Below are 25458 nucleotides of genomic sequence, written 5' to 3' on the forward strand. Positions count from 1 at the left end.
GCCAGGCCTGGAATCACAATAGAGGAAGGAACCATGAAAACACTCACCGGTATTTCGCGCACCCTGCGCCACTCCGCCCTGGCGATCGGCCTGGGCCTCGGTCTCGCCGTTGGCGGCACCGCCAGCGCCTATGAGACGTTCATGGAGACCGACGAACGCGTCATCTTCACGACCGAAGGCGAATACGACTTCTACTTCGAGATGGTTGAAGAGGCCATCGCGGCTGAAGGCCTGGTCATCAACAACGTCGGCTACATCGCCAACATGCTGGACCGCACCGGCGGACAGGAAAGCGGCGAAGGCATCTACCTCAACGGGCAATCGGTCGACTTCTGCAGCGCCACCTACTCGCGCGCGACCATGGAGGCCGATCCGCACAACATGCTCTTCTGCCCCTACATCATCACGGTCTACGAGCTCTCCGAGGAACCGGGCACAATCTACATGGGCTACACGCCGGTTCCCGAGGTCGGCGACAAGGACTCGAAGGAAAGCCTGCGCGCCGTGAACGAACTGGTCGAGCGCATCATCAAGGAAGCCCTCGCCTTCTGATCCCAAGGACCTTTGTCGCAACGAAAAATGCCCGGCAGCCTTGCGGCCCCGGGCATTTTTATGTCCCCTGTCCTACGTGGCTAGGACAGGGTGATTCGGTCAGGCGTGAACCGGGTCAGGGTGTCTGATCCTCTTCCGCCCCTTCCTTCTTGACCGGCAGCAGGACCTGACGGTCCACACCCAGCATCAACGCCGCGGTTGCCGCGATGAAGATGGACGAGTACGTCCCCACGACCACCCCGATGATCAGGGCAATCGAGAAGTTCTGCAGGGCCGCCCCACCCAGAATGGCGAGCGAGAGCAACACCAGCAGGGTGGTCAAGCTGGTCACGATGGTCCGCGCCAGGGTCTTGTTCACCGCATTGTTCATCACCTGTTCCGTGCTCTGCTTGCGTAGCACACGGAAGTTCTCGCGTATTCGGTCGTACACCACGATGGTGTCATTCAGCGAGTAGCCAATCACCGCCAGCACGGCGGCGAGCACCCCCAGGTCGAACTCCATCTGCAGCAGCGAGAAGATTCCCAGCGTGATCAACACGTCGTGCACCAGCGCCAGCACCGATCCAATGGAGAAGCGCCACTCGAAACGCACTGCCACATAGATCAGGATGCCGGCCAGCGCATAGATCATCGCCAGACCGCCCTGCTCGCGCAGCTCCTCGCCGACGGCCGGACCGACGAACTCCACGCGGCGAAGGTCCGGATCCGACGGCCCACCATCCTGCAGGGCGTTCAGGACCCGGTTGGACAACATCGCCGGGTTGTCGTCGTCTTCGCTTGGCGGCAGGCGAATCAGCACATCGCGCGAGGTGCCGAAGGTCTGCACCTGCGCCCCCTCATAGCCACCCGCCGACAGGGTCTCGCGGATCGTATCCAGCTCCACCGCTTCGGGGTAGCCCACTTCCACCAGGGTCCCCCCGGTGAAGTCGATCCCGAAGTTCAGCCCGCGGGTGGCCAGCAGCGCCACCGAGATAATGATCAGGACCAGCGAGATCGCGATCGTAATCTTGCGCTTGCCAAGGAAATCGATGTGCGATTCAGCGAAATTCAGATGCGGAAGCATGGTTTTCTCCGCGCTCAAATGGACAGGCGCGTCAGTCGACGCTGGCGCCCGTAGGTCAGATTGACGATTGCGCGGGTCACGATGATCGCGGTGAACATCGACGCGATGATCCCGATCGACAACGTGATGGCAAAGCCCTTGATCGGCCCGGTACCGAACAGGAACAGCACCAGCGCGGCGATCAGCGTGGTCACGTTGGCGTCCGCGATGGTGGTGAACGCTCGGTCATAGCCCGACGAAATGGCCGCCTGGGGTGACAGTCCGTTGCGGATCTCCTCGCGTATGCGTTCGAAGATCAGCACGTTGGCGTCCACCGCCATGCCGACGGTCAGCACGATCCCCGCAATCCCCGGCAGGGTCAGGGTCGCCTGCAGCATCGACAAAACCGAGACGATGAAGATCAGGTTCAGCGCCAGCGCCACGTTCGCGATCAGTCCAAAGGCGCGGTAATAGAGGATCATGAAGATCATCACCAGGATGAATCCGATCACCACCGACTGCATGCCGCGATCGATGTTCTCCTGGCCCAGGCTCGGACCCACCGTCCGTTCCTCGACAATCGACATCGGCGCGGCCAGCGCACCGGCGCGCAACAGCAGCGCGAGGTTGCGCGCCTCACGCGTGGTGTCCAGGCCCGAGATCTGGAAGCGTCGGCCCAGCGGCTCGTTGATGCGCGCAACGTTGATGACCTCTTCGCTGCGCGAGGTACGCATGACCTGCTCGCCGTCTTCCTCCACCGTCTCGGTGGTCGTCTCGATGAACACCGACGCCATCAGGCGGCCCACGTTATCCGAGGTCACGCGCGAAAAGATGCGCGCCCCCTGGCCATCGAGATTGATGAACACGGCCGGGCCGCCACTATCCTGGGCAATCCCGGAAGAGGCGTCGGTAATGTAGTCACCGGTGAGCATCACCTGGCGCTGCAGCAGCACCGGGGTCCCGTCACGCTCGCGGTACAGACGCGTCCCGGACGGTGCGCGGCCAGATTCAGCGGCCTCCATCGGGTCACCGGCCTCGGAGACCAGGCGGAACTCCAGCGTGGCGGTCGCGCCGAGCACTTCCTTGGCCCGCGCGGTGTCCTGCACGCCCGGGAGCTGAACCACGATCCGGTGCTCGCCCTGCTGGGCAATGATCGGCTCGGCCACACCCAGCTCATCCACGCGCGAGCGCAGGGTAGAGATGTTTTGCTGCAGGGCCTGACGGCGTAGCTCGGTCAGGTGGTCATCGCTCAGGGTGCCCACCATGCGGGTGGTGTCGCCGCTCCCGCGGATCTCCCATTCCAGCTCGCCGCGATATTCGCGGGTCAGCCAGCTCTCGGCTGCCGCGAGGTTTTCCTCGTCCGCGAACATGACGGTCAGGTCACTGGAACTGCGCTCGATCGTGTCGAACGTCAGACGCTCGTCACGCATCCTTCCGCGCAGCTCGTTGGAGTAGCGCTCCATCGCCGTGCCAATCACGGCATCCAGATCCACCTCCATCAGGAAGTGCACCCCGCCGCGCAGGTCCAGACCCAGCGCCATCGGCTGACCGTTGATCGCGCGCAGCCAGTTCGGTGTGGCCGGGGCCAGATTCAGGGCGACGGTGTGGTTGTCATCCAGGGCATTGCGCAGGATCTCCGCGGCCAGCGACTGCTCGTCGGTGGTCTCGAAGCGCAGGAGTAGCTGCCCGTCGTCCTGCTCCTCCACCTGTTTCGGCGTCACGCCCTGGGCACCCAGGATGGTGCCCATCAGGTCACGGATGTTCCCGTCGATCTCGCCGGTGACCGGATTGCCGATCTGCACCGACGGGTCTTCCGGGAACAGGTTGGGCGCGGCATACAGCCCCGCGCCCAGAACGACCACGACGATCAGGGCGTACAGCCACGCCGGATAGGAATTGCGCATATCAAAAACCCTGGAGGGCGTTTAGAGATCTTTGAGCGTGCCCTTGGGCATCACGGAGGCGACCGACTGCTTCTGTACGGCCACGTTCACGCCGTCGGCAATGTCGACCTTGATGAAGTCGTCGCTGACTTCGGTAATCTTGCCGGCCACACCGCCATTGGTGACGATCTCGTCGCCCTTGGACAGGGCCTCGACCATGGAGCGGTGCTCCTTGGCGCGCTTGCTCTGCGGGCGGATGATCAGGAAGTACATGATCGCAAAGAAAATAACGATCATGATCAGGAACTCGATCATGCCGCCGCCGGCCGCTCCACCTTCCTGGGCATGCGCTGCAGAAATCAGAAAGTCCATCGAAACACTCCGTCTTCGGTTCAGATTCGGACGCTACCGGGGAGCTCGGGCCACACCCGGCGAGCGAAAAAATACCGCGCGGATTATGGCACAGGCGGGATTGCCATGCCGCGTCGACTGTAGAAATCGGCGACGAACTCATTCAGGGCGCCGGCCGCGATCGCCTCGCGCAATCCGCGCATCAAATCCTGGTAGTAATGGAGGTTGTGGGTCGTCGCCAGGCGCGAACCGAGGATCTCGTTGCACTTGTCCAGGTGCTTCAGATACGCCCGTGAATAGTGGCGACAGGTGTAGCACCCGCATTCCGGATCGACCGGGCCGACATCGTCGCGGAAGCGCGCATTGCGGATGCGCAGCACGCCCTCGCGGGTATAGAGGAACCCGTTGCGGGCATTGCGGGTCGGCATCACGCAGTCGAACATGTCCACGCCGCGTCGCACGGCCTCGACGATGTCCTCCGGCCGGCCCACCCCCATCAGGTAGCGCGGACGATCCTGCGGCAGCAGCGGCAGGGTGGCATTCAGGGTCTGCAGGCGCTCGTCCTCCGGTTCGCCCACCGACAGCCCGCCGATCGCGTAACCGTCAAAGCCGATCGCCTGTAGCCCCTCGGCCGACTCCCGCCGCAGGTCCGGGTACATCCCGCCCTGCACGATGCCGAACAGCGCCGCCGGATTGTCACCGTGTGCCGTGCGCGAACGCGCCGCCCAGCGCAGCGACAACTCCATCGACTGGCGCGCCTCGTCCAAGGTGGCCGGGTATGGCGTGCACTCGTCGAAGATCATCACGATGTCCGAGCCCAGCTCACGCTGCACCTGCATCGAGGACTCCGGCGTCATCAGCACCTTCGAGCCATCCACCGGTGACTGGAAACGCACACCCTCCTCGCTGATCTTGCGCATCTCCGCAAGCGAGAAGACCTGGAATCCGCCGGAATCGGTCAGGATCGGGCCCTCCCAGTGCATGAAATCGTGCAGGTCGCCATGCGCCCGGATCACCTCCGTTCCCGGGCGCAGCATCAGGTGGAAGGTGTTACCGAGAATGATCTCTGCGCCCAGCTCGCGCAGCTCCTCCGGCGTCATCGCCTTGACCGTGCCGTAGGTTCCCACCGGCATGAAGGCCGGGGTCTCCACCGTCCCGCGCGGGAAGTGCAGACGGCCGCGGCGCGCCGCGCCATCGGCAGCCAGATTCTCAAACTCCATCGGACTCTCCCGCGGCGGTGGTCATACTCGGGGGCAGATCATCGCCCTGCCCCGGCGCCAGCCACATCGCGTCGCCGTAACTGAAAAACCGGTAGCGCTGCGCCACCGCGTGGGCATACGCATCCAGGATCCGGCGATAGCCGGCAAATGCCGCCACCAGCATCAACAGCGTGCTCTGCGGCAAATGAAAATTGGTCACCATCCGGTCCACCACCCGAAATCGATCCCCCGGCTGGATGAATAGCCGCGTCTCGCCCTGGAACGGCGCCAGTTCTCCCCCAGCGGCCGCGGTCTCCAGCGAGCGCACGCAGGTCGTACCGACCGCGACCACACGCCCGCCACGCGCCTTGCAGGCCGCTACCGCCGCGCAGGCCTCGGGGGACACCTCCAACCACTCCGCATGCATCTCATGCGCCGAAGTGTCCTCGACCTTCACCGGCTGGAAGGTCCCCGCCCCGACGTGCAGGGTCACCGTCGCGGTCTCCACCCCCGCCGAGCGCAGGCGCCCCAGCAGGGCATCATCGAAATGCAGGCCTGCCGTGGGGGCAGCAACCGCACCCTCGCGCGCCGCGAACACGGTCTGGTAGCGATCGGCATCATGCGCCTCGTCGGCGCGCTCGATATAGGGCGGCAGGGGGATGTGTCCATGCTCGCGCAACAACGCGAGCACATCGTCGGCATCAACCAGGGCCAGGCGGAAGAACGGGCCCTCGCGGCCGGTCACTTCAACGGTAAAGGCATCCGCCAGGCGTAGCCGGGCCCCGACCTTCGGCGCCCGGCTGGCGCGGACCATCGCCAGCACTTGGCCGGGCGACTCGATTCGTTCGACCAGGACCTCCACCTGTCCCCCGCTCTCCTTGCGCCCGAAGACACGCGCCGGAATCACCCGGGTATCGTTCAGCACCAGCAGGTCACCCGGCCGCAGAAGATCCTCGATCTCTGCAAAGCGAGCGTCCCGCGGGCGCTCTTCCTCCAGGACCAACAGACGCGAACCCGCCCGGTCCGGTAGCGGATACTGTGCAATCAGCTCCGGCGGGAGCTCGTAATCGAAATCGGCAACACGCATGGCGCGCGATCCTACCACGCACCACTCGACGCGGCGCGGAGTGCGGAAGATCGCTCTGCCCCGTTTGTGCCGCAGAGAACCTGCGCTACACTACGGCCCCACAAGCCGGGATGGCGGAACTGGTAGACGCGCCGGATTCAAAATCCGGTTCTGGCAACAGAGTGCGAGTTCGATTCTCGCTCCCGGCACCAAATTTTCTCGGGCCCGCCGCCAGGCCCAAACCCCAGGGAAGCATCCAATGATGCTTCCCTGGCACCAGGCCGGTGTAGCTCAGTTGGTAGAGCATCTGATTTGTAATCAGAGGGTCGCAGGTTCGACTCCTGTCGCCGGCTCCATTTTTCTCGGGGAACACCCCGGCATCGGCCGGATCGCCCGCAATCCGCACCTCATTGCCGGGCCGGTCGTACTACCAGAGTGGATGCCACCATGTCGTGCAGCCCTTGCTTGCGTTCGGTGAACGCGACCATCAAAAAACCGATGTAGAGGGTCATGGCGGAGAGGATCTTGGACCAATAGCGAGCGTTGGCTCGCCCGAAGCCGATCCGCTGGCCATCCGCATCCGTGACTCGCAGGCCCAGCATCCGCTTGGCTGGTGTCGCCTGCCAGCCGGACGACTCGAAAACCGTGAAGTAAAGCCAGAACACAGCCGTCCCCATCACGATCCCCAGCAAAGCCCCGGCGCCAGCAATCACCTCGGGTTCATGGCCCACCATCGTCATGCCCAGGACAAAGCTCAGGGGCAGCACGACCAGCATCCCCAGGATATTGGCGAGCACCCAGTCGATCAACAACGCCAGCGCCCGATACCAAAAACCGGCGTATTGGGCGAAAGCCCGGGGCGTCGCAACCTCACACTCGGCGCCCAACGCCTGCGGCTTTAGCGCCGTCCCGCACCCGTGACAGAACCGCGCTTCCTGGTGGACTTCCTGTCCGCATTGCATACAGAACATCTCACTCTCCTTGTGTCATGCCCGTTCCCGGGCCCATCTGAAGGCCTTCTCCTTGGTCTGGCATCCGCCTGAAACGCGCGCGCCATCACTTGTCCCGCCGTGCGCGGAAGAAACGGCGCAGTCGCTCTCCGGCCACGTCCCCGAGCACTCCGCCTGTCACATCGACCCGGTGGTTGTGCGCAGGGTGGTCGAACAACTCCAGGGCGCCTCCGGCGGCCCCGGTGCGGGGGTCGCTGGCACCGAACACCACGCGCGCTAACCGGGCGTGGATCATCGCGCCGGCACACATGCTGCAGGGTTCAAGGGTCACGTAGAGCGTCACACCCGGGAGCCGGTAGTTCTCCAGGCGCTCACCGGCGGCCCGGAGCGCCCGGATTTCGGCGTGCGCGGTCGGGTCGTGCAGCCCGATCGGCGCGTTGTGGCTGGCCGCCAGGCATGTGCCATCGGCGGCCACCAGCACCGCCCCCACCGGGACCTCGCCGACCTGTGCCGCTTGTTCGGCCTGTTCCAGGGCCTTCTCCATCCAGTAGTCATCGGCCCCTGCGTGATCCGGCGCGGGGCCGGCGCCGCTAGGATCCATTCGCCGCGCTCGGGTGTGGTTCGTCCAGCGCCGCCTCGATCGCACGGGTCAGATCAGCCGGCTTTTTCTGCGGGGCGAAGCGGTCGATCACGCGGCCGTCGCGCCCGACCAGAAACTTGGTGAAGTTCCACTTGATGCCCCGGGTGCCGAGCGCCCCGGGCGCCTGGTCCTTCAGATGCCGGTACAGGGGATGCGCCGCATCCCCATTCACCTCGATTCGGGCGAACACCGGGAACGACACTCCGAAGCGCAGCCCGCAGGCGCGGATCTGGTCGGCATCCCCGGGCTCCTGCCCGCCGAACTGGTTGCATGGAAACCCCAGCACCCGGAATCCACGCTCGGCATAGCGCTCCTGCAGCGCCTGCAGGCCCTCGTACTGCGGCGTGAACCCGCACTCGCTGGCCACGTTGACGATCAGCAGGACATCCCCGCGCCAGGCCGCCAGTGGCTGTTCTTCGCCGTCCGGAAGCGGCGCGGCAAAGTCAAAGACATCGTTCATTCGTCGCCCGCCCGTTCCGCCTCGCGGAGCAGTTCGTCTTCCAGCCCGGCCAGCACCTCCGCGGTCGCCTGCGACAGCGCCGCCACCAGGCGCGAGGCCGAACGGCGGTTGATGCTGCGCTCGGCCTCCATGTGGGCCAGGCGGGCGTGCTCGGCAAAGCGCAGCTGGGTGCGCAGGCCTACACGACCGACCCCGCGCACCGGGTCATCGGGACCCACCTCGCCCAGCTCTTCCAGATTCGCGGTATCGAGATCGCCATACAGGGCCGTCACCAGGATGTGCAATTGCACGGCCGGACGCCCCTGCGCGCGCGCAGCGGAGGCGTTGTCGACCAGCTCGATGGCCGCCCCGTGGCGCGTCCAGCGTTCCCGCAGCAGCTGCTCGACCTGCTCCGCCGGCGCCAGGAACCATTCGTTGTAGTAGTCCGACTCGTAGCGGTGATCTCCCAGTCGGTAGACCAGCCCCTTCCCGCCATACGCCGGCGCCACCCGCACCGACCCCAGCTCCACGGCCAGCGGTTCGCTCGTCTCGGCCATTCGCGGGGCCGGATCGGCCGGGAGTTCCAGCAGGAACCACGCGCGGTCCACTGCATCGCGCTCGGGAATCAGCGTGCAGCCGCCCAGCGTCCAGGCCATCAGTAGAAGCGCGGGAAGGGTCCATCGGGTCATCGGTTTACTCCTCGTCCATCGAACTGCGCGGCGGCGGGGCACCGAACAGCGCACCTCCGGGATTGCGGCGAACATCGTCCGACAGGCTGCGCAAGCCGGTGATCGTAGCCTGCAGCTCGTCCAGAGTCTCCAGCAACTTGCTCTCGCTGACGTCCATCCCCCGGTCCAGTCGCTCCACCATGGCATCCATCCGGTCCACCAGGCGCCCGACATCGGCCGCCTCGGCGGTCTCGCGCAATTCGCGCAGCGCGGCGCGGGTCTCGCGGGGCAGGGCCTGGGTATCCGGATGCTCGACCAGACGCTCGACCGACTCCATCACCCGGGTCGCCGTGCGGGTCGTGGTCTTCAGTTCGTCGATCATTTCATCGGCCTGCTCCGCCAGGCGCCCGGTATCCAGTTCGTTAAGCGTGGTATCCACGGTCACCAAGAGGTTGGTCAGGTTGTCCACGACGCCCTCGATATCCAGCTCGTCGATGCGCTTGAGCAGGTTCTCCGCGTATTCGAGGAACTGCATTGCGGTGCTGGGCGCAGACGGCACATAGATCGAGTGTGGCTCCCAGTCATGGGCTAGTGGCGGATGGGTTCCCGGCTCGGAGAAATCCGTCTCCAGGTAGCTCATGCCGGTGATTCCCTGTGCCGCCATGCGCACGCGCAGCCCGGCCTCGACCAGATTCTCGAGAATACGGGTCTCGAACTCGCCTTCCCGCGCACTGGCGGCAAAGCGGTCCGGGTACAGCCGCGCCCGCACCATCACGTAGCGCCGGCGATCACGCGGGCGCACATCGGATTCGTAGACCACCGAGGTAAAGGTCAGGTCGGTCACCTCGCCGATGTTCACGCCGCGAAACTTGACCGGCGCCCCGATCTCCAGGCCCTGGATCGAGGAATCCATGTAGGTCTCGATCTGGATGGACGGGCGCAGCAGATTGCCCGCCGTCAGGATCAGCAACGCCGCCACCAGGGCCGCCAGCCCGCCGAGGATGAACAACCCCAGTCGGAAATGATGTCGGGCACTCATGCGGACCTCTCTTGGTCGGAATCCGTCCGCCGCAGGAAGCGCTGCACCCACGGATGATCTGATGTGTCACGCAGGGTGGCCGGGTCGCCCTCGGCGGCAATCCCCTTACTCTCCTTGTCGAGCATAATCACCCGGTCGGCAATCGCAAAAATACTGGCCAGTTCGTGACTCACGATCACGATGGTCATGCCCAGGGTCCGGGCCAGGCGCTGGATCAGCCGATCCAGGTCCGCCGAGGTGATCGGGTCGAGGCCCGCAGAGGGCTCGTCCAGGAACAGGACCTCCGGGTCCAGCACCATGGCGCGGGCGATGGCCGCGCGTTTCTGCATGCCGCCGCTGATCTCCGAGGGCATGAAATCGGCGAACGCCCCCAGCCCCACCAATTGCAGACGGGCGCGCGCGACCGCATCCATCGCCTCGCGCGGGAGATCGGTGTGCACCTCCAGTGGCAGGCGCGCGTTCTCCAGCAGCGTCATTGACCCGAACAGCGCCCCCATCTGGTACATCACCCCGACCCGGCGCAGGATCGCCTCGCGCTGCGCGCCCTCCGCCTCGGTGATATCCGCACCGGCGACCCAGATATGGCCGGCCTGAGGCCGGTAAAGCCCGATCATGTGCTGGAGCAGCGTACTCTTGCCACTACCGGAGCCACCGAGAATCACGAATATCTCGCCCCGGCGCACCTCGAAGTTCAGATTGCGCATCAGGACGAGGTCGTCGAAGCCCATGGTCAGCCCGCGAACACGGATGACCACTTCACCTTGCGCGTTATCCGGGTTCGTCGCGGCCACACCTGTCATCCCTCAGACCCCCAGGTGGTAGAACAGCACGGCGAAGACGCCATCCAGCACCACGATGAGGATGATGGACGTGACCACCGCGCTGGTGGTCGAAAGCCCCACCGAGGCGGCCCCGCTGCCAGTCTGCAATCCGCGCAGGCAGCCGACCGTGGCGACCACCAGGCCGAACACCACCGCCTTGACCAGCCCGGAAAACAGGTCCGAAAGTGACAGCGCGGACGTCACCTGATTGAAGAACGCCACCCAGGGGATGCCGAAGCCCTGCATCACCACCGCAGCGCCGATCAGCCCGATCATGTTCGCGTACAGGGCCAGCAACGGCGCAACCAGCAACCCCGCGAGCACCTTCGGCAACACAAGAAAACGCACCGGATCCAGCCCCATTGTCTTCAGGGCGTTGACCTCTTCGTTCACCTTCATCGTGCCGATCTCGGCCGCGAAGGCGGCCCCCGAGCGGCCCGCCAGCAGGATCGCCATCATCAACGGCCCCAGTTCTCGGAACAGCGAGACCGCCACCAGGTTGGCGACGAAGATCTCGCCCCCGAACTGGCGCATCGCGATCGCCGACTGGAACGCCAGGATCACGCCCAGCAGGAAGGCAATCAGCGAGACGATTGGCAGGGCCTGGAAGCCCGCCGCCTCCGCCACCCGCAGGGTATCGCCCCAACGCACCTGACGCGGGTGGCGCAGGGCACTGCCGACGGCCTGGGTCAGCTCGCCGACAAAGCTGAACTGCGAGTGCGCCGCACGCCCCACCCGGTCCACGCCGTCCATCCACCCCTGCCACCAACCGCGCCCGTCCGCAGCCCGAGCCGGCTCGACCGCATCCAGCTCCCGATAGGGGGCAAGCTGCTCCTCGACCATGCGGCTCATACCCTCGAACTGGACCTCGGCGTCTGCGCGCGCGAAGTCTTGCTCCAGCGCATGCAGCAACGCCGCCCCCGCCCCGTCGCAGTACTCGACGCCCCGCAGGTCAACCAGCACCGCACCCGCCGCCTGCTGCCCCAGATCGCGGGCGCGGCGCCGCAGCGGGCCCCAGTGTTGCTCCACGGCATGCACGTCCAGCCGCCCCGACAGGCGCAGCCGGGGTGCGGGATCGACTGTGGCATCATATTCGAACGGGGGTTCCGCACTGGCGGCCGTGGAATCCATCGCGTGACTCGCGGAGAACGAGCCTTCATGGTAGCCGCATCCTGGCACCTGGAACCATTCGCCGGTGAAGAACTCTTCAAGGCAGACTGCCAATCCATCCGCCGCAACCAACAACGAGGCTCGAATGTCATCGGCCAAGGACGCCCTGCAACAGGTAGAACACGCACTGAACGAGGTCCTCCTTGGCAAACCCGAGCCGGTGCGCCTGGCGCTGGCCTGCCTGCTGGCCAATGGGCACCTGCTGATCGAGGACGTGCCCGGGGTGGGCAAGACCACCCTGGCCCACGCCCTGGCCCGGGCGATGAACCTCGAGTACCAGCGCGTGCAGTTCACCAGTGACCTGCTGCCCGGCGATGTCCTCGGCGTCTCCATCTTCGAGCAGGCCAGCGGCCAGTTCCGCTTCCATCCCGGGCCGATCTTCACCCAGGTCCTGCTCGCCGACGAGATCAACCGCGCGCCCCCGAAAACGCAGAGTGCCCTGCTGGAAGCAATGGAAGAGCGCCAGGCCAGCGTGGAGGGTGCCACCCGCGAATTGCCGGTGCCGTTTTTCGTCATCGCCACCCAGAATCCGGAGGAGCAGGTTGGCACTCACCCGCTGCCGGAATCCCAGCTCGACCGGTTCCTGATGCGCATCCAGCTTGGCTACCCGGACGCCGGTGCCGAACGGGCCCTGCTGGAACGCAGCGGTCCCGCCCCCGCGGCCGCACCGGTGGCGGAGAGCCACCCCGCCCCGCCCAGTCTGGTGGCCCCGCACCAGTTGCGGGAGTGGCAGGACCGGGGGGCCGAAGTCCACGCCGGCGCTGAGGTCCTCGACTATCTCCAGGGCCTGATCAGTGCCAGCCGCGACCGAGCGCGCTTCGCCCACGGCCTGTCACCGCGTGCCGGGCTGGGGCTACTGCGGGCGGCCCGGGCCCACGCCTTCCTGGAGGGCCGTGACTACACGACACCCGACGATATCGCCCACGTATTGCCAGCCGTTGCCGGGCATCGGGTGCGCGCACGCGAGCCGGAGGCCCCCGAACGCACGGTCGCGCGCCTGATGGAATGCGTCCCGACTCCATGACCGGCCCCGCTCGCTCGCGCGGCCGCATGGCCCGCCTGCGCGACGATGCCATCCGCTGGATCACCCGGCGCCACGCACACGATGGCGACCAGGCGCACCTCGGGCGCGACCGCATCTACATCCTGCCCACGCGTGCCGGGTACACCCTATTCGGCATCATCCTGGTGATGCTCCTGGGGTCGATCAACTACTCCAACAACATGGCGTTCCTGCTGACCTTCCTGCTGGTGGGCATCGGCCATAACGCCATGTGGTACACCCATCGCAACCTGCTGGGTCTGCAGGTCTCCACCCTGCCCGTCCCTGCGGTATTTGCCGGTCAACCGCTGACCCTCCCGCTACGCCTGAGCGAGACCGCTGGACGGGCCCGCGAGGCCCTGGTCCTGCGCATCGGGACGCACTCCAGCGCCCCTTTCCCGGTCCCGGCACAGGGGACCCATACCGCAAAGCTGGAACTGCCCGGACTCGCACGCGGCGTTTACCGCCTGCCACGCCAGCGGCTGGACACACGCTACCCGCTGGGCATCCTGGAGGTCTGGAGCTGGCTGACCCTGGCGCCGGAGATCGTGGTCTACCCGGCGCCGATCGATCCGGGACACACCACCGGGGACGATGGCGAAGAAGCCGCAGGGGCGCACGACCGGCGCGAGGGCGATGCGCCCGATCAGATCCGCCCCTACCGCGCGGGCGATCCACCCGGTCGCATCGTCTGGAAGGCCTTCGCCCGCAGCGGCAAGCTGCATGTCCGTGAATTCGCCAGCGGCCAGGGTGATCGCCTGTGGCTGGAATGGGGGGCCATGCCCGCCTCCGATACCGAGACCCGCCTGTCCATGCTGTGCCATCAGGTACTCGCGGCCCATGCCGAGGGCCGCGTCTTCGGCCTGCGCCTGCCCGACCAGGCCCTGGAGCCGGCCCAGGGAGTGATTCACCGCGATCACTGCCTGCATGCCCTTGCGCGGTTCCGCAGCACCCCGGTCGAAATGAACCCGGAGCCGGGCCCATGAGAGACAAGACCGCCAGGCCTGCAGACCACACGAATCTGCGCGGATTGGAGCTGGCCCTGGTCGCCCTGCCGGTCGCCGCCCTGCCACACGTCTGGCATCAGCCACCGTGGATCACCGCGCTGGTCGTGCTCGCCATCGCCGCGCGGGCGTGGCTGCTGGGCACGGGCCGCCCCGCCCCTTCGCTGGGCGTGATGAGCGTGCTGGCCGTGATCGCCGGTGGCCTGACCTTCGCGCAGTTCGGCACCGTATTCGGCCAGGAGGCCGGCACCGCGCTGTTGCTGGTGATGATCGCCTTCAAGTTGCTGGAGACCCGCAACCGCCGCGACATCGTGATCGCACTGTTCCTCGGCTACTTCGTGGTGGTCACCACCTATTTCTTCGACCAATCCATCCTGATCGCGGCCTATTCGCTCCTGGCCACCTGGCTGCTCACCGCCGCACTGATCCAGGTGCATGCCGGACGCGTGATCCCCCGCCCGCGCCTCGCGCGGCAGGCGGGCGCCATGCTGCTGCATGCCCTGCCCTTCATGCTGATCCTGTTCTTCGTCTTCCCGCGCGTCGAGGGTCCGCTGTGGGGCGACCCACAACGCGAGCAGACCGCGCGCACCGGGTTGTCCGGCGAGCTCAATCCCGGCGATATCGCCAACCTGCTGCAGGACGAATCGACCGCGCTGCGGGTCGAATTCGACCGCCAGGTGCCGCCCCTGCGGGCGCAATACTGGCGCGCCCTGGTCATGACGGACTTCGATGGCCGGCGCTGGTCCGCGGACGAGAATCGCTCGGTGATCCAGCCCACGGCCGCCGACACCGACAACCTCATCCGCTACACCGCCACCCTGGAGCCCACGCGGGCGCGCTATCTGCCGATGCTGGATTACCCAAGTGCCCTGCCCGAGGACGCCGAGCTGCGCGCAAACTACCAGGTCCTACGCGATCGCCCCGTGACCAGCCGCATCCAGTACAGCGCCGAGGCCGCCCTGACCACCCCACCCGGAGCGGGCGAACCCACACTGGATCCACAGGAGCGCACCCGCGCATTGCACCTGCCGCCTTCCGCCGCGCCCCGGTCGCGGGCCGAGGTCGCCCTGTGGCGCGCCACCCACGGAGACGACGATCGCGCCATCATCCAGGCGGCCCTGCAACGGTTCAGCTCCGAGCCATACCGCTACACCCTCCAGCCTCCACGACTCGAAGACGATACCACCGACACCTTCCTGTTCGAGACCCAGGCCGGCTACTGCGAGCACTATGCCTCCGCGTTTGCAGTCCTGATGCGCGCGGCCGATATCCCGACCCGCGTCGTCACCGGCTACCAGGGCGGAGCATGGCAGGCTCGTGGCGAATACCTGCGCCTGCGCAACGCCGATGCCCACGCCTGGAACGAGGTCTGGCTGGATGGCGAAGGCTGGATCCGGGTCGACCCCACCGCCGCCATCGCACCCGAACGCATCGAACAGGGGCTGCCCGGGCTGGCCAGCGACACCGGCGAGGAGATACCCGGCTTTCTCCGCCGCGGGGAGGGGCTCTCCTGGCTGCAGCGGGCGCGCTTCGGGATGGACGACTGGGGCGACTTCGTACGCTTTCGCTGGGAGAGTTGGGTGCTGGCCTTCGACCCCGAACGCCAGCGCGAGCTGTTCGCTCGCCTCGGGCTGGATTCGCAGGACTGGCGCTCGGTCCTGATCGCGCTGGGGGTTGGGTTCGGCTGCCTGGCGCTGATCGCCCTGACCTGGGTAGGGCTGCGCCGGCCGCGCCAGCGGCACGCGCCCGCCGATCGCGTACTGCAACAACTATCGCGCCGCATCGCGCGCCACGACCGCCGCCTGGAGCGCCAGGCCCACGAGCCTGTGGATGCCTGGTCCCGCCGCGTCGCACGGGCGCGCCCGGATCTGAGGGAATCCTTGAAGGCCTTCGCAGAGACCTACAACCGCCAGCGTTTCGCCCCGTTGACGCCCGAACAACGCCGGGAGGATTTGCGTCACCTGCGCAGCCTGCTGTACGCGGTACCGCGCGGGAAGCCGCCCGCGCCCGGACCGGACCCCGTCCAGGCGTAGTGCGCGCCCGTGTTTCCGGCGCCCCAAACGACTCGGGGCCGTCCGGTCTGTCTGACCCGGACGGCCCCGTTTCCTGTCCACGATCCGCGTGAGCGAATCGTCCCGCGTGACGCCTTATGCCGCGTCGTTACGGAAGATGAAGTGGTGCCGCGCACCGCGCCGCTCGTCCTGACGCCGCGCGACCTTCTGCACCTCGGGACGGTTGGCAAACTGCGCCAGGGTAATCCCGTCGAGGAAGTCGTAGAGCTGCTGGCTCAGGTCGTCCCACAGCTCGTGCGTCAGGCAGCGATCGCCGTCCTGGCAGTCCTTGTGGCCCTTGCAGCGCGTCACGTCGACTGATTCATCGACCGCCGTAATGATGTTGGCAATGCTGATCTGGTCCGCACGCTTGGCCAGGCGATAACCGCCACCCGGGCCCCGCACGCCTTCCACCAGATCGGCCTTGCGCAGCTTGGCAAACAGCTGCTCGAGGTAGGACAGCGAAATGCCCTGGCACTGCGAGATGTCGGCAAGCGTCACGGGACCGATCCGGTCGTGAATCGCCAGATCCATCATGGCCGTCACTGCATAGCGGCCCTTGGTTGAGAGTTTCATGCTTGTTGCCTCCGAATAACCTTGAGTATGTGTCCTGCTCGACATCCGTTCGCAGGCTGGCATCCATTCTTAATTCTTGACAGCGCCTGTCAGGAATAATTCCTTACTTACCTGACAATGGTAGTCGGGAATAATTCCCTCATTCTAGCAGGCGAATGAACAAAGATCACGGAATGCTAACGTAGGTATTCAGAACCGTTCCATGCAACGGAGTTCCCCGGCACAAGAGCGAATCGGCAACGGGCCAGCCTTGGCAGAAGGCAGGGGGGGAGGAAGGACGAAGAGACGATATGCCCGAGCGGAGACGCGCTTTTCCGATGGGTACCGGAGATGACGGACGTGCCCGTCCGGGCACTTGGCTTGTCAGCCGGACGGCCGACTGAGCTCCGGCACGGCCGGACCCTCGAGGATCATCACCAGCGTCCCGACCGGCAGGCGCGGGAACAGCTCGATCACTTCATCGTTGCGCATGCGCACACAGCCCTCCGAGGCCGGTTCGCCAATGCGTCCCTCCTCGTCGGTCCCGTGGATGTAGATGTACCGGCGCAGCGAATCCACATTGCCGCCCCGATTGATGCCCGGCTCCAGCCCTTCCAGCCAGAGGATCCGCGAGGTGATGTTGTCGCGCGGGCTTTGCGCGCCCGGCTCGGTCAGGATTTCCGCGATCTGGCCGGTGTTGCCACGGGCACGGAAGATCGTGCCCCGCGGCGCGCTGTCACCGAAGCGCTCGGCAATCCGATGCAGGCCCAGCGGTGTCTTGAAGGTGCCCTCCTCGAAACCCACCCCGCGCGCCGAGGTCGATACATCGAAGATCTCCGTCACCCGCCCGGCCTCCCAGACGTACAGCCGCTGCTGATCCACCCGGACCACCACCACCGGGACATCATCCGCATTGGGGGCTCGTTCGCGGGCATCCCGGACGACGGGTTCGATCCATTGGAGACTGGGCAAGAGCACCTCGCGTCTACTTCTTGTTGGCCAGATCCAGCACCTCGCCGGCGACCGGCGTGTTCACCAGCCCGTCGCCGCGCAGCGCTGCGAGGTGTTCCAGGTAGTCCGGAGGCAGTCCAGTCACGTACTCCCCGGTGAAGACCGAGCAGTCGAACTCCTGAATGTTCCGGTTGCCGCGACGCACGGCCTTTTGCAGGTCTTCAAGGTCCTGGTAGATCAGGCGGTCGGCGGCAATCGCCTCGCACACCTGGGCCTCGTCCCGACCGTGGGCAATCAGCTCGTCGGCGGCCGGCATGTCGATACCGTACACGTTGGGATAGCGCACCGGCGGCGCGGCCGAGGCGAAATAGACCTTCTTCGCCCCGGCCTCGCGCGCCATCATCACGATCTCGCGCGAGGTCGTGCCGCGCACGATGGAGTCGTCCACCAGCATCACGTTCTTGCCACGGAACTCCAGTGAGATCGCGTTGAGCTTCTGGCGCACGGATTTTCGCCGCTTGGTCTGGCCCGGCATGATGAACGTACGCCCGATGTAGCGGTTCTTGATGAACCCCTCGCGGTACTTGATGTTCAGCTCGTGCGCCATCTCCAGCGCTACGGTACGGCCGGTGTCGGGGATCGGCACGATCACGTCGATGTCGTGATCCGGCCAGATGCGCCGGATCTTTTCGCCCAGCGCGGTCCCCATGCGCATGCGGGCGCGGTGGACGAACACGTTGTCGATCACCGAGTCCGGGCGCGCGAAGTAGACGTGCTCGAAGATGCACGGGTTCAGGCGAGTCCCCTCGGCACACACGCGCGTGCTGACCTCGCCGTCCGGCGTGATAAACACCGCCTCGCCCGGCGCCAGGTCCCGCTCCAGATCAAAGCCCTGGGACTCCAGCGCGGCACTTTCCGAGGCGACCATCCATTCGCGCCCGCCCTCTTCGGCCTCGCGCGAGCCATAAACAATGGGTCGAATGCCGTGCGGATCGCGGAACGCCAGCAAACCGCCCCCTGCGATCATCGCGACCACCGCGTAGGCGCCTTCGGCCCGCTGATGCACGCGCTCGACCGCATCGAACACGGAATCCGGCGTCAGCCCGTTGTCGAGGAAGCGCAGCAGCTCCTGGGCGAAGACGTTCAGGAGGATCTCGGAGTCCGAATCGGTATTGATGTGCCGGCGATCCGTGGCGTACAGCGCCTGCTTGAGCTCGCGCGCGTTGGTCAGGTTGCCGTTGTGCCCCAGCGTAATCCCGAATGGCGAGTTCACGTAGAACGGCTGCGCCTCGGCCGAGCTCGACGAACCGGCCGTCGGGTAGCGCACGTGGCCGATACCCATATGGCCCGTCAGGCTCTGCATGTGCTGGTTGTTGAACACATCGCGCACCAGACCGTTGTCCTTGCGCAGATGCAGCCGGCCGTCATCGTCACAGGTCACAATGCCCGCGGCATCCTGCCCCCGGTGCTGCAGCACCAGGAGGGCGTCATAAAGGGGCTGGTTCACCGGGCTGCGCCCGACGATTCCGACAACTCCACACATACGGTTTCAGGCTCCAGGGTTTTGCAAACGCTGACCAAAGCCGTTCACGGCCTGTCAGCACACGTTGCGCTGCAAATGCCGTTTGCAGCTCGCTTCTAGGGTGTCGCCGGCTCGTCGGCGTCGGGGATTACTTCTTCGACCGGCTCGTCACTCGCCAGCAGATCATGGATCTGTTCCTGCCAGCCTTCCGGCAATTGGGCAATCAGCCAATCCACCAGGCGCTCGAACTCCGGGATCAGGCGGCTGTTTTCCCACCAGGACTCGTCCGGCATCAAGGTCAGCGAGGCAAGGAAGATCAGTACCGCCACCAGCAGCACGCCGCGCAGCAGCCCGAAGATCACGCCCAGCGAGCGGTCGGTACCGGTCAGCCCGGTTCCCTTCACCAGGCGGTTGGCCACTACTCCGAGGATGCCGCCCACAATCAGGACGCCAATAAAGATCAGGGCGAAGCCAATGCCCAGGCGCAGGGTGGCATCCGAAACCGCCTGGGGGATTTGTTCCGCCACCTCGGCCGCATAGCGGATACCCAGCCACACGCCCACGATCCACGTGGCGAGCGAAAAGGACTCGCGCACGAAGCCACGGAAAAGGCTGATCAGCCCTGACACAACGATCAGGGCGATGATGATGAGGTCGATCCAGTTCACGGGGCCGGCATCGCGTGCTGAAAGGGCGCGTAGTTTACCCCAGCCATCGGTTCCTCGCAGGGTGCCCCGGTCGTCATGGCCATCAGGGGTGTGCCACCACGATACCGGACAACTCCAGCTCGTCCTGCAGCCGTTCGCCCAGCTTCACGGCCTCCTCGCGCTGCGCCAGCGGACCGACCTTCACCCGGTAAATCGGGCGGCCATCGGCCATGGAGTCATCGATGAAGGCCGGCCAGCCCGTGTCGCGCAAGCGGGCCGCCTGCTCGCGCGCGTTGTCCTCGCCGCGGAAGCTCCCGACCTGCACCGCCCACCCGGCCTGCACCGGCTCGTCTGGCTCGACCGAGCGCACCGGCGCATCCTGGCGGGCCGCGGAACCTCCCTGCTCCCCAGCGGCCGCCCGCGCGCCCTCGCCATTCTCCAGGCTGTGCAACTCGGCAACCGGCCCGTCGCGTTCCGCCGCCGGCGCGGCGGGTGCCGTGTCCCGACGTGCAGCCGGGCGCTCCGATGGCAGGGAGATATCGGGCTCGGCAAAGGTGGGCGCCGCGGGCACCGGGTCATCGATCCCGCTCATGTACTCGTAACCTGCCCCGTCGAACAACCAGGGCAAAAAGATGACCGCCAGCACGATCAGGATGACCGCGCCAACCAGGCGAAAGCGGATGGGATTGTCGCTGCTGGTCATGCGGTCATCCGAGGGCGGCGCCAGGGCCAGTTAAGGAAACACTACACGCCTGTGACAGTACGCTCGCTCGCGCCGGCGTCGCAAGCCGTCGGGCATGACGCTCCTGACGCTCAAAGGGCATGCACAACCTCGCCCGCAGCACCAAGCGCCTCGGCCTGCCCGGACAGTGCCAGCTCGGCCAGGTCCTGCGACTGCTCCAGTACCGCCGCCACGGTGTAGAACGAACCGAACACCACCACCCGGCCGCAAGGTCCGGCGCAACGCGTTGCTTCTGCGAGGGCCGCCGCGACGTCATCCACGCGGGACACCCGGCGTTGTCCGCTCGCCTCCAACTCGGTGGCCAGCGCCGCGGCGGGCAATGCCCGCGGCAGGTCCAGCGGGACCGGCACCCAGGCATCGACGAGGCCATCCAGACGACTCCACATGGCGGCCCGCTCCTTGTCCGCCATGACGGCGACCAGGGCCACCACCGCGCCCGGGGCGGGATGCGCCTCCAGCCAGCGCGCGAGTTCGTTGACCGCATGCACGTTGTGGGCAACATCCAGCAGCCATTCCGGGTCGCCGTGTAGCCGCTGCAGACGCCCCGGCGCAGAGATCGCCAGGGCCCGACTGACGACACCATCGTCGAGCCCCCGGGCCAGTCCCAGTGATTCGACCACAGCGAGGGCCGTAGCCGTGTTCAGGAGCGCCGCACCATCAATCCGGGCGGCTGCGCCCTCGACCCGCCATTCGCGCGCCGTCCCCTGCCACTGCCATCGTAGCGTCGTCGCGTCGCGCGTCAGGGCGAAATCACGCCCACTGCGCAGGCCCTGCGCCCCCAGTTGTGCGGCATGCTCCAGCACGCTGGCCGGCGGTTCGGGCTCGCCCAGCACTACCGGGCGATTGGGGCGCATGATACCGGCCTTCTCGCGGCCGATCGCCTCGCGACTGTCGCCCAGCCAGGTCTGATGATCGAGGTCCACCGCGGTGATCGCAGCAACGTCGGCATCCCAGATGTTGACGGCGTCCAGGCGCCCGCCCAGCCCCACCTCCAGCACCTGTACCGCGACTCCCTGCTCGCGGAACAGCCAGACCGCGGCCAGTGCACCGAATTCGAAATAGGTCAGGGAATCCTCGCCGCGAGCCTGGTCGATCGCCTCGAAGGCACAGCACAGGGCGGCATCGGAGACGGGCTCGCCGTCGATGCGGATGCGTTCGTTGTAGCGCAGCAGGTGCGGCGAGGTGAACAGCCCGACCTTCAGCCCCTGCGCCTGCAGCAGGGCCGCGGTGCGCGTCGCCACCGTCCCCTTGCCGTTGGTCCCGGCCACGATCACGGTGGGCGGTCTGCCGGCCCCACGCAGCCCCAGGCGGTCGGCCACCAGGGCAATGCGCTCCAGGGTCAGATCCATTCCCACGGGATGCAGTTGCTCCTGGAAGGCGAGCCACTGCGCCAGGGTCGTGAAGCGCACCGACTGCCTCAGGCGGGGCGCGGCGCGTCGACGCGCTCGCCCTCCGCCCCGTTTTCGGGACTGATAACCTCGACGGACCCCTCACCCTCACCCTCACCCTCCGCCTCATCTGCGGTTGGGTCGGCGCCCGGCGCCGGGGCGTGGGTCAGCATGCCCAGCACCGCAGCCAGACGGCTGCGCATGTCACGGCGATCGACGATCATGTCGATCGCGCCATGCTCGAGCAGAAACTCCGAACGCTGGAAGCCCTCGGGAAGGGTCTCGCGCACGGTCTGCTGGATCACGCGGGGCCCGGCAAAGCCAATCAGGGCATTCGGCTCGGCCACGTTCAGATCACCCAGCATGGCCAGGCTCGCGGACACACCCCCCATGGTCGGATCGGTCATCACCGAGATGAACGGGAGGCGTTCTTCCTGCATGCGCGCCAGCACCGCGCTGGTCTTGGCCATCTGCAACAGCGAGAACAACGCCTCCTGCATGCGCGCACCACCGGAGGCACTGAAGCACACCAGCGGGATGCCCTGTTCCAGCGACCGGTTGGCGCCGCGCACGAAGCGCTCGCCCACCGCGGAGCCCATGGAACCGCCCATGAAGCGGAAGTCGAAGGCAGACGCCACCAAGGGGCGCCCCAGAAGCTGGCCCTGCATCACGATCAGGGCATCGCGCTCGCCGGTGGCCCGCTGGGCCGCCACCAGGCGATCCTTGTACTTCTTGGAATCGCGGAATTTCAGGACATCGGAGGATTCGATATCCGCCGCGATCTCCTCGCGGCCCTCGGCGTCCAGGAAGGTCTCCAGGCGCCGGCGTGCGCTCATGCGGCGGTGATGACTGCATTTCGGGCAGACATCGAGGTTGCGTTCCACCTCGGGGCGATAAAGCGTCGCGTCACAGCCCTCGCAACGGACCCACAGGCCCTCCGGGACCCCCCGCTTGGTCGCATTGTCGGTGCGGATGCGCGAAGGCATCAACTTCTCGAACCAGCTCATGCCGTCTCCCCGTAATTCGAATCGGCGCCGCGCATTCTACACCGTGGCTGCCGCGCCCGGGGAGCGCGCCGCATCCATGGCATGACGCATCTCACTGACCACCGCCGCCGCCGCACGGGCGAAGCCGTCGGCATCTCCGTCGTGCTCCTCGGCCAGGCGCACGATCGCGCTGCCCACCACCACGGCATCGGCCACCTGCGCCACCCTCCCCGCGGTCTCGGCATCGCGAATGCCGAAGCCCACGCCCAACGGCAGCCCGGTGTGGCGACGCAGACCTTCCAGGCGCGCGGCCAGTGCCGAGGTATCCAGGGTCTGCGAACCGGTCACGCCCTTCAGCGATACGTAGTAAACGAAGCCGCGCGCCGCCCGGGCCACATGATCGATACGCGCCTCCGAGGTCGTGGGCGCGATCAGGAAGATGGGATCGATGCCGGCCTGCTCCAGCAGCCCCACCACGTCCTCGCTCTCCTCCGGCGGCAGGTCCACCGTCAGCAACCCATCCAGCCCGGCCGCCTTCGCGGTCTGGGCAAAGGTCTCGTACCCCATGCGCTCCACCGGATTCAGGTAGCCCATCAGGACCACCGGCGTAGTGGTGTCGGTCTTGCGGAACTCCGCCACCATCGCCAGCACGTCGCGCAACCCGGTGCCAAAACGCAGGGCCCGCTCACAGGCCTTCTGGATCACCGGGCCATCGGCCATCGGGTCGGAAAACGGGACGCCCAGCTCGATCAGGTCGGCCCCGGCCTCCACCAGTGCGTGCATCAGGGGTACGGTGGCCCCCGGCTCCGGGTCGCCCGCCGTCACGTACGGGATCAACGCCGCGCGATTCTGTTCGCGCAGTTCGGCAAAACGCTGCTCGATGCGGCTCATAGCGTAATCCCCTCGCGTTCGGCCACGGTGTTCAGGTCCTTGTCGCCGCGCCCGGACAGATTGATGATGATGCTTTGATCGGGACGCATCTGCGGGGCCAGGTCCAGCACATGGGCAATCGCATGACTGGTCTCCAGCGCCGGGATGATGCCCTCGGTGCGGGTCATGCGGTGGAAGCCGGCCAGCGCCTGGTCATCCGTTACCGACACGTAGTTCACCCGGCCGATGTCCTTCAGCCACGCATGCTCCGGCCCGACGCCCGGGTAGTCCAGGCCCGCCGAGACCGAGTGCGTGCCGATGATCTGGCCGTTCTCGTCTTCCATCAGGTACGTCCGGTTGCCGTGCAGAACGCCCGGCTGTCCGGCGCACAGTGGTGCGGAGTGGCGCCCGGTCTCGACCCCGTCGCCCCCGGCCTCGACCCCGATCATCGCCACCGACTCGTCACCGAGGAACGCATGGAACAGGCCGATCGCGTTGGACCCCCCGCCGACGCAAGCCACCAGGGTATCCGGCAGGCGGCCGGTCATCGCCAGGTGCTGCTCGCGCGCCTCGCGGCCGATCACCGCCTGGAAGTCCCGGACCATCGCCGGATACGGGTGCGGCCCTGCCACGGTGCCAATGATGTAGAAGGTGTCGTCGACGTTGGTCACCCAGTCGCGCATCGCCTCGTTCAACGCGTCCTTCAGGGTGCGGGTCCCGGATTTCACCGCCACCACCTCGGCACCCAAAAGACGCATGCGATAGACGTTCTGTGTCTGGCGCCGGGTGTCCTCTTCGCCCATGTAGACCACGCATTCCAGCCCCAGCCGCGCGGCCACGGTGGCCGTCGCAACGCCGTGCTGTCCGGCACCGGTCTCGGCGATGATTCGCTTCTTGCCCAGGCGCTTGGCCAGCAGGGCCTGGCCGATCGTGTTGTTTACCTTGTGCGCGCCGGTGTGATTCAGGTCCTCGCGCTTGAGGTAGACCTGCGCCCCACCCAGTTCCCGCGACATGCGCTCGGCGTGATAGAGCGGGTTGGGCCGCCCAACGAACTGCTTCAGGTCATGATCCAGCTCCGCCAGGAAGTCGGGATCCTGCATGTACTGCTCGTATACCGCCTGCAGCTCGTCCAGCGCCCCCATCAGGGTCTCGGACACGAAGCGCCCGCCATACGGCCCGAAATGCCCACGGGCATCCGGGAAAGCCGCCCAGTCAATCTTGTTCATCAGTCTCCACCTCGCATTGACGCACCGCCTGCACGAAGGCCCGCATGCGTCGTGCATCCTTGATTCCGGGCGCGGATTCCACCCCGGAACTCACATCGACCCCGTACGGGCGCAGGTGTTCCAGCGCAGCGCGCACCGAGTCCGTATCCAGCCCCCCGGCCAGCAGCCAGGGCCGTTCCAGGGCATCGGGGACGCGCTGCCAGTCGAAGCGGTGCCCCGACCCGCCGCTGCGCCCCCCACCATGGCTATCCAGGAGAAACCCCTGGGCATCCGGGTGCTGCTCCATCGCCGGGCGCGGATCCTGCCCCTCGCCCATGGCGATGGCCTTCAGATAAGGCCGCCCGAAGCGCGCGCAAAACGGCGCCGTCTCGTGCCCGTGAAACTGCAGGCAATCCAGCCCTACCGTCTGCAACACCGTTTCGACTCGTGACGGATCCGGGTCCACGAACAGACCCACCGTGGTCACGAACGGCGGCAGCGCGGCCGCGATGGCCGCGGCCTGCGCCGGCTCAACCGCCCGCCGACTCGCTGCATGAAACACCAGCCCGATGGCATCGGCCCCGGCCGCCGCCGCGGCGCGTGCCTGTTCCGGGCTCGTCACTCCGCAGATCTTCACCCGATAACGCATGCGCCCGCCGGCCTCCTCTGTCCGGT

26 protein-coding genes and 2 tRNA genes are annotated in these 25458 nt (G+C 66.6%); 6 read left to right on the top strand and 22 right to left on the bottom strand.

Annotated features, from left to right (window positions below; genetic code table 11):
* The first annotated feature begins 33 nt into the window (after nucleotides 1–33).
* Nucleotides 34–552, top strand: a complete 519-nt coding sequence (locus B0684_RS02165) for a DUF302 domain-containing protein (protein ID WP_018169632.1) — start codon at nucleotides 34–36, stop codon at nucleotides 550–552.
* 115 nt (nucleotides 553–667) lie between these two features.
* Here the strand turns inward: B0684_RS02165 and secF are convergent, their stop codons facing one another.
* From secF to queA, 5 genes are all read right to left on the bottom strand, one after another.
* Nucleotides 668–1615 carry a protein translocase subunit SecF gene (secF, locus tag B0684_RS02170; protein ID WP_018169631.1) on the bottom strand — a complete coding sequence of 316 codons (948 nt, stop codon included), beginning with the start codon at nucleotides 1613–1615 and terminating at the stop codon, nucleotides 668–670.
* A gap of 14 nt (nucleotides 1616–1629) precedes the next feature.
* Nucleotides 1630–3498 (bottom strand): protein translocase subunit SecD, encoded by a 1869-nt coding sequence (gene secD / locus B0684_RS02175; protein WP_018650221.1) that lies wholly within the window; start codon nucleotides 3496–3498, stop codon nucleotides 1630–1632.
* Between the two features lie 21 nt (nucleotides 3499–3519).
* A complete protein-coding gene (gene yajC, locus B0684_RS02180) occupies nucleotides 3520–3849 on the bottom strand; it encodes a preprotein translocase subunit YajC (RefSeq protein ID WP_018145833.1) in 330 nt (109 codons plus the stop codon).
* 83 nt (nucleotides 3850–3932) lie between these two features.
* Nucleotides 3933–5048: a tRNA guanosine(34) transglycosylase Tgt gene (tgt, locus tag B0684_RS02185; RefSeq protein ID WP_018650222.1), complete on the bottom strand. Its 1116-nt coding sequence runs from the start codon at nucleotides 5046–5048 to the stop codon at nucleotides 3933–3935.
* Nucleotides 5038–6114: a tRNA preQ1(34) S-adenosylmethionine ribosyltransferase-isomerase QueA gene (gene queA, locus B0684_RS02190; RefSeq protein ID WP_018650223.1), complete on the bottom strand. Its 1077-nt coding sequence runs from the start codon at nucleotides 6112–6114 to the stop codon at nucleotides 5038–5040. Before queA ends, tgt begins: the two co-directional genes overlap by 11 nt.
* 104 nt (nucleotides 6115–6218) lie before the next feature.
* Between queA and B0684_RS02195 the strand changes: the two genes are divergently transcribed.
* Together B0684_RS02195 and B0684_RS02200 are read left to right on the top strand one after the other, a co-directional pair.
* A tRNA-Leu gene (locus B0684_RS02195) sits at nucleotides 6219–6305 on the top strand.
* A 68-nt stretch (nucleotides 6306–6373) separates the two neighbouring features.
* Nucleotides 6374–6449, top strand: a tRNA-Thr gene (locus tag B0684_RS02200).
* 51 nt (nucleotides 6450–6500) lie between these two features.
* Here the strand turns inward: B0684_RS02200 and B0684_RS02205 are convergent.
* The 7 genes from B0684_RS02205 to B0684_RS02235 form a co-directional block, all read right to left on the bottom strand.
* The gene (locus B0684_RS02205) at nucleotides 6501–7064 is read right to left on the bottom strand and encodes an RDD family protein (protein WP_018650224.1); all 564 of its coding nucleotides are present in this window, start codon (nucleotides 7062–7064) and stop codon (nucleotides 6501–6503) included.
* An 85-nt stretch (nucleotides 7065–7149) separates the two neighbouring features.
* Complete coding sequence (tadA, locus tag B0684_RS02210; protein ID WP_018650225.1) at nucleotides 7150–7644, bottom strand: tRNA adenosine(34) deaminase TadA; 495 nt, start codon at nucleotides 7642–7644, stop codon at nucleotides 7150–7152.
* Entirely contained in the window at nucleotides 7634–8143 is a 510-nt protein-coding gene (locus B0684_RS02215; RefSeq protein ID WP_018650226.1) for a glutathione peroxidase, read from the bottom strand. Before B0684_RS02215 ends, tadA begins: the two co-directional genes overlap by 11 nt.
* Nucleotides 8140–8811 (bottom strand): PqiC family protein, encoded by a 672-nt coding sequence (locus B0684_RS02220; protein ID WP_026305966.1) that lies wholly within the window; start codon nucleotides 8809–8811, stop codon nucleotides 8140–8142. The genes B0684_RS02215 and B0684_RS02220 overlap by 4 nt, the downstream gene beginning before the upstream one ends.
* Before the next feature lie 4 nt (nucleotides 8812–8815).
* Nucleotides 8816–9829 carry an MlaD family protein gene (locus tag B0684_RS02225; RefSeq protein ID WP_018650227.1) on the bottom strand — a complete coding sequence of 338 codons (1014 nt, stop codon included), beginning with the start codon at nucleotides 9827–9829 and terminating at the stop codon, nucleotides 8816–8818.
* Entirely contained in the window at nucleotides 9826–10629 is an 804-nt protein-coding gene (locus B0684_RS02230; protein WP_026331566.1) for an ABC transporter ATP-binding protein, read from the bottom strand. Before B0684_RS02230 ends, B0684_RS02225 begins: the two co-directional genes overlap by 4 nt.
* Nucleotides 10630–10632: 3 nt before the next feature.
* Nucleotides 10633–11781 (bottom strand): MlaE family lipid ABC transporter permease subunit, encoded by a 1149-nt coding sequence (locus tag B0684_RS02235; RefSeq protein WP_018650229.1) that lies wholly within the window; start codon nucleotides 11779–11781, stop codon nucleotides 10633–10635.
* A 124-nt stretch (nucleotides 11782–11905) separates the two neighbouring features.
* On the opposite strand from B0684_RS02235, the gene B0684_RS02240 reads away from it, so the two are divergent.
* The 3 genes from B0684_RS02240 to B0684_RS02250 are packed head-to-tail and all read left to right on the top strand — an operon-like array spanning nucleotide 11906 to nucleotide 15899.
* The gene (locus B0684_RS02240; RefSeq protein WP_077276945.1) at nucleotides 11906–12844 is read left to right on the top strand and encodes an AAA family ATPase; all 939 of its coding nucleotides are present in this window, start codon (nucleotides 11906–11908) and stop codon (nucleotides 12842–12844) included.
* Nucleotides 12826–13848, top strand: coding sequence for a DUF58 domain-containing protein (locus tag B0684_RS02245; RefSeq protein WP_077276946.1), 1023 nt, complete (start codon nucleotides 12826–12828; stop codon nucleotides 13846–13848). Before B0684_RS02240 ends, B0684_RS02245 begins: the two co-directional genes overlap by 19 nt.
* A gap of 44 nt (nucleotides 13849–13892) precedes the next feature.
* Nucleotides 13893–15899, top strand: coding sequence for a transglutaminaseTgpA domain-containing protein (locus B0684_RS02250; protein WP_018650232.1), 2007 nt, complete (start codon nucleotides 13893–13895; stop codon nucleotides 15897–15899).
* 114 nt (nucleotides 15900–16013) lie between these two features.
* On the opposite strand, the gene iscR is transcribed toward B0684_RS02250, so the two are convergent.
* The 10 genes from iscR to B0684_RS02300 all read right to left on the bottom strand — a co-directional run bounded on the left by iscR (nucleotide 16014) and on the right by B0684_RS02300 (nucleotide 25432).
* Nucleotides 16014–16493 carry a Fe-S cluster assembly transcriptional regulator IscR gene (gene iscR / locus B0684_RS02255; RefSeq protein WP_018145846.1) on the bottom strand — a complete coding sequence of 160 codons (480 nt, stop codon included), beginning with the start codon at nucleotides 16491–16493 and terminating at the stop codon, nucleotides 16014–16016.
* 363 nt (nucleotides 16494–16856) lie between these two features.
* Nucleotides 16857–17444: a L,D-transpeptidase gene (locus B0684_RS02260; RefSeq protein WP_018176894.1), complete on the bottom strand. Its 588-nt coding sequence runs from the start codon at nucleotides 17442–17444 to the stop codon at nucleotides 16857–16859.
* A gap of 13 nt (nucleotides 17445–17457) precedes the next feature.
* On the bottom strand, nucleotides 17458–18966 hold the full coding sequence (gene purF, locus B0684_RS02265) for an amidophosphoribosyltransferase (RefSeq protein WP_018169616.1): 1509 nt from the start codon (nucleotides 18964–18966) through the stop codon (nucleotides 17458–17460).
* A 95-nt stretch (nucleotides 18967–19061) separates the two neighbouring features.
* Entirely contained in the window at nucleotides 19062–19613 is a 552-nt protein-coding gene (locus tag B0684_RS02270) for a CvpA family protein (RefSeq protein WP_018169615.1), read from the bottom strand.
* Between the two features lie 82 nt (nucleotides 19614–19695).
* Nucleotides 19696–20295: an SPOR domain-containing protein gene (locus B0684_RS02275; RefSeq protein ID WP_018650233.1), complete on the bottom strand. Its 600-nt coding sequence runs from the start codon at nucleotides 20293–20295 to the stop codon at nucleotides 19696–19698.
* A 110-nt stretch (nucleotides 20296–20405) separates the two neighbouring features.
* The gene (locus B0684_RS02280; RefSeq protein ID WP_018650234.1) at nucleotides 20406–21743 is read right to left on the bottom strand and encodes a bifunctional folylpolyglutamate synthase/dihydrofolate synthase; all 1338 of its coding nucleotides are present in this window, start codon (nucleotides 21741–21743) and stop codon (nucleotides 20406–20408) included.
* 8 nt (nucleotides 21744–21751) lie between these two features.
* Entirely contained in the window at nucleotides 21752–22729 is a 978-nt protein-coding gene (gene accD, locus B0684_RS02285) for an acetyl-CoA carboxylase, carboxyltransferase subunit beta (RefSeq protein WP_018650235.1), read from the bottom strand.
* A gap of 36 nt (nucleotides 22730–22765) precedes the next feature.
* Nucleotides 22766–23599 (bottom strand): tryptophan synthase subunit alpha, encoded by an 834-nt coding sequence (gene trpA / locus B0684_RS02290; protein WP_018650236.1) that lies wholly within the window; start codon nucleotides 23597–23599, stop codon nucleotides 22766–22768.
* A complete protein-coding gene (trpB, locus tag B0684_RS02295; RefSeq protein ID WP_018650237.1) occupies nucleotides 23596–24804 on the bottom strand; it encodes a tryptophan synthase subunit beta in 1209 nt (402 codons plus the stop codon). The genes trpA and trpB overlap by 4 nt, the downstream gene beginning before the upstream one ends.
* Nucleotides 24791–25432, bottom strand: a complete 642-nt coding sequence (locus B0684_RS02300) for a phosphoribosylanthranilate isomerase (RefSeq protein WP_018650238.1) — start codon at nucleotides 25430–25432, stop codon at nucleotides 24791–24793. The genes trpB and B0684_RS02300 overlap by 14 nt, the downstream gene beginning before the upstream one ends.
* Nucleotides 25433–25458: the final 26 nt, after the last annotated feature.

The organism is Thioalkalivibrio versutus (assembly GCF_001999325.1).
Taxonomy (GTDB): Bacteria; Pseudomonadota; Gammaproteobacteria; order Ectothiorhodospirales; family Ectothiorhodospiraceae; genus Thioalkalivibrio; species Thioalkalivibrio versutus.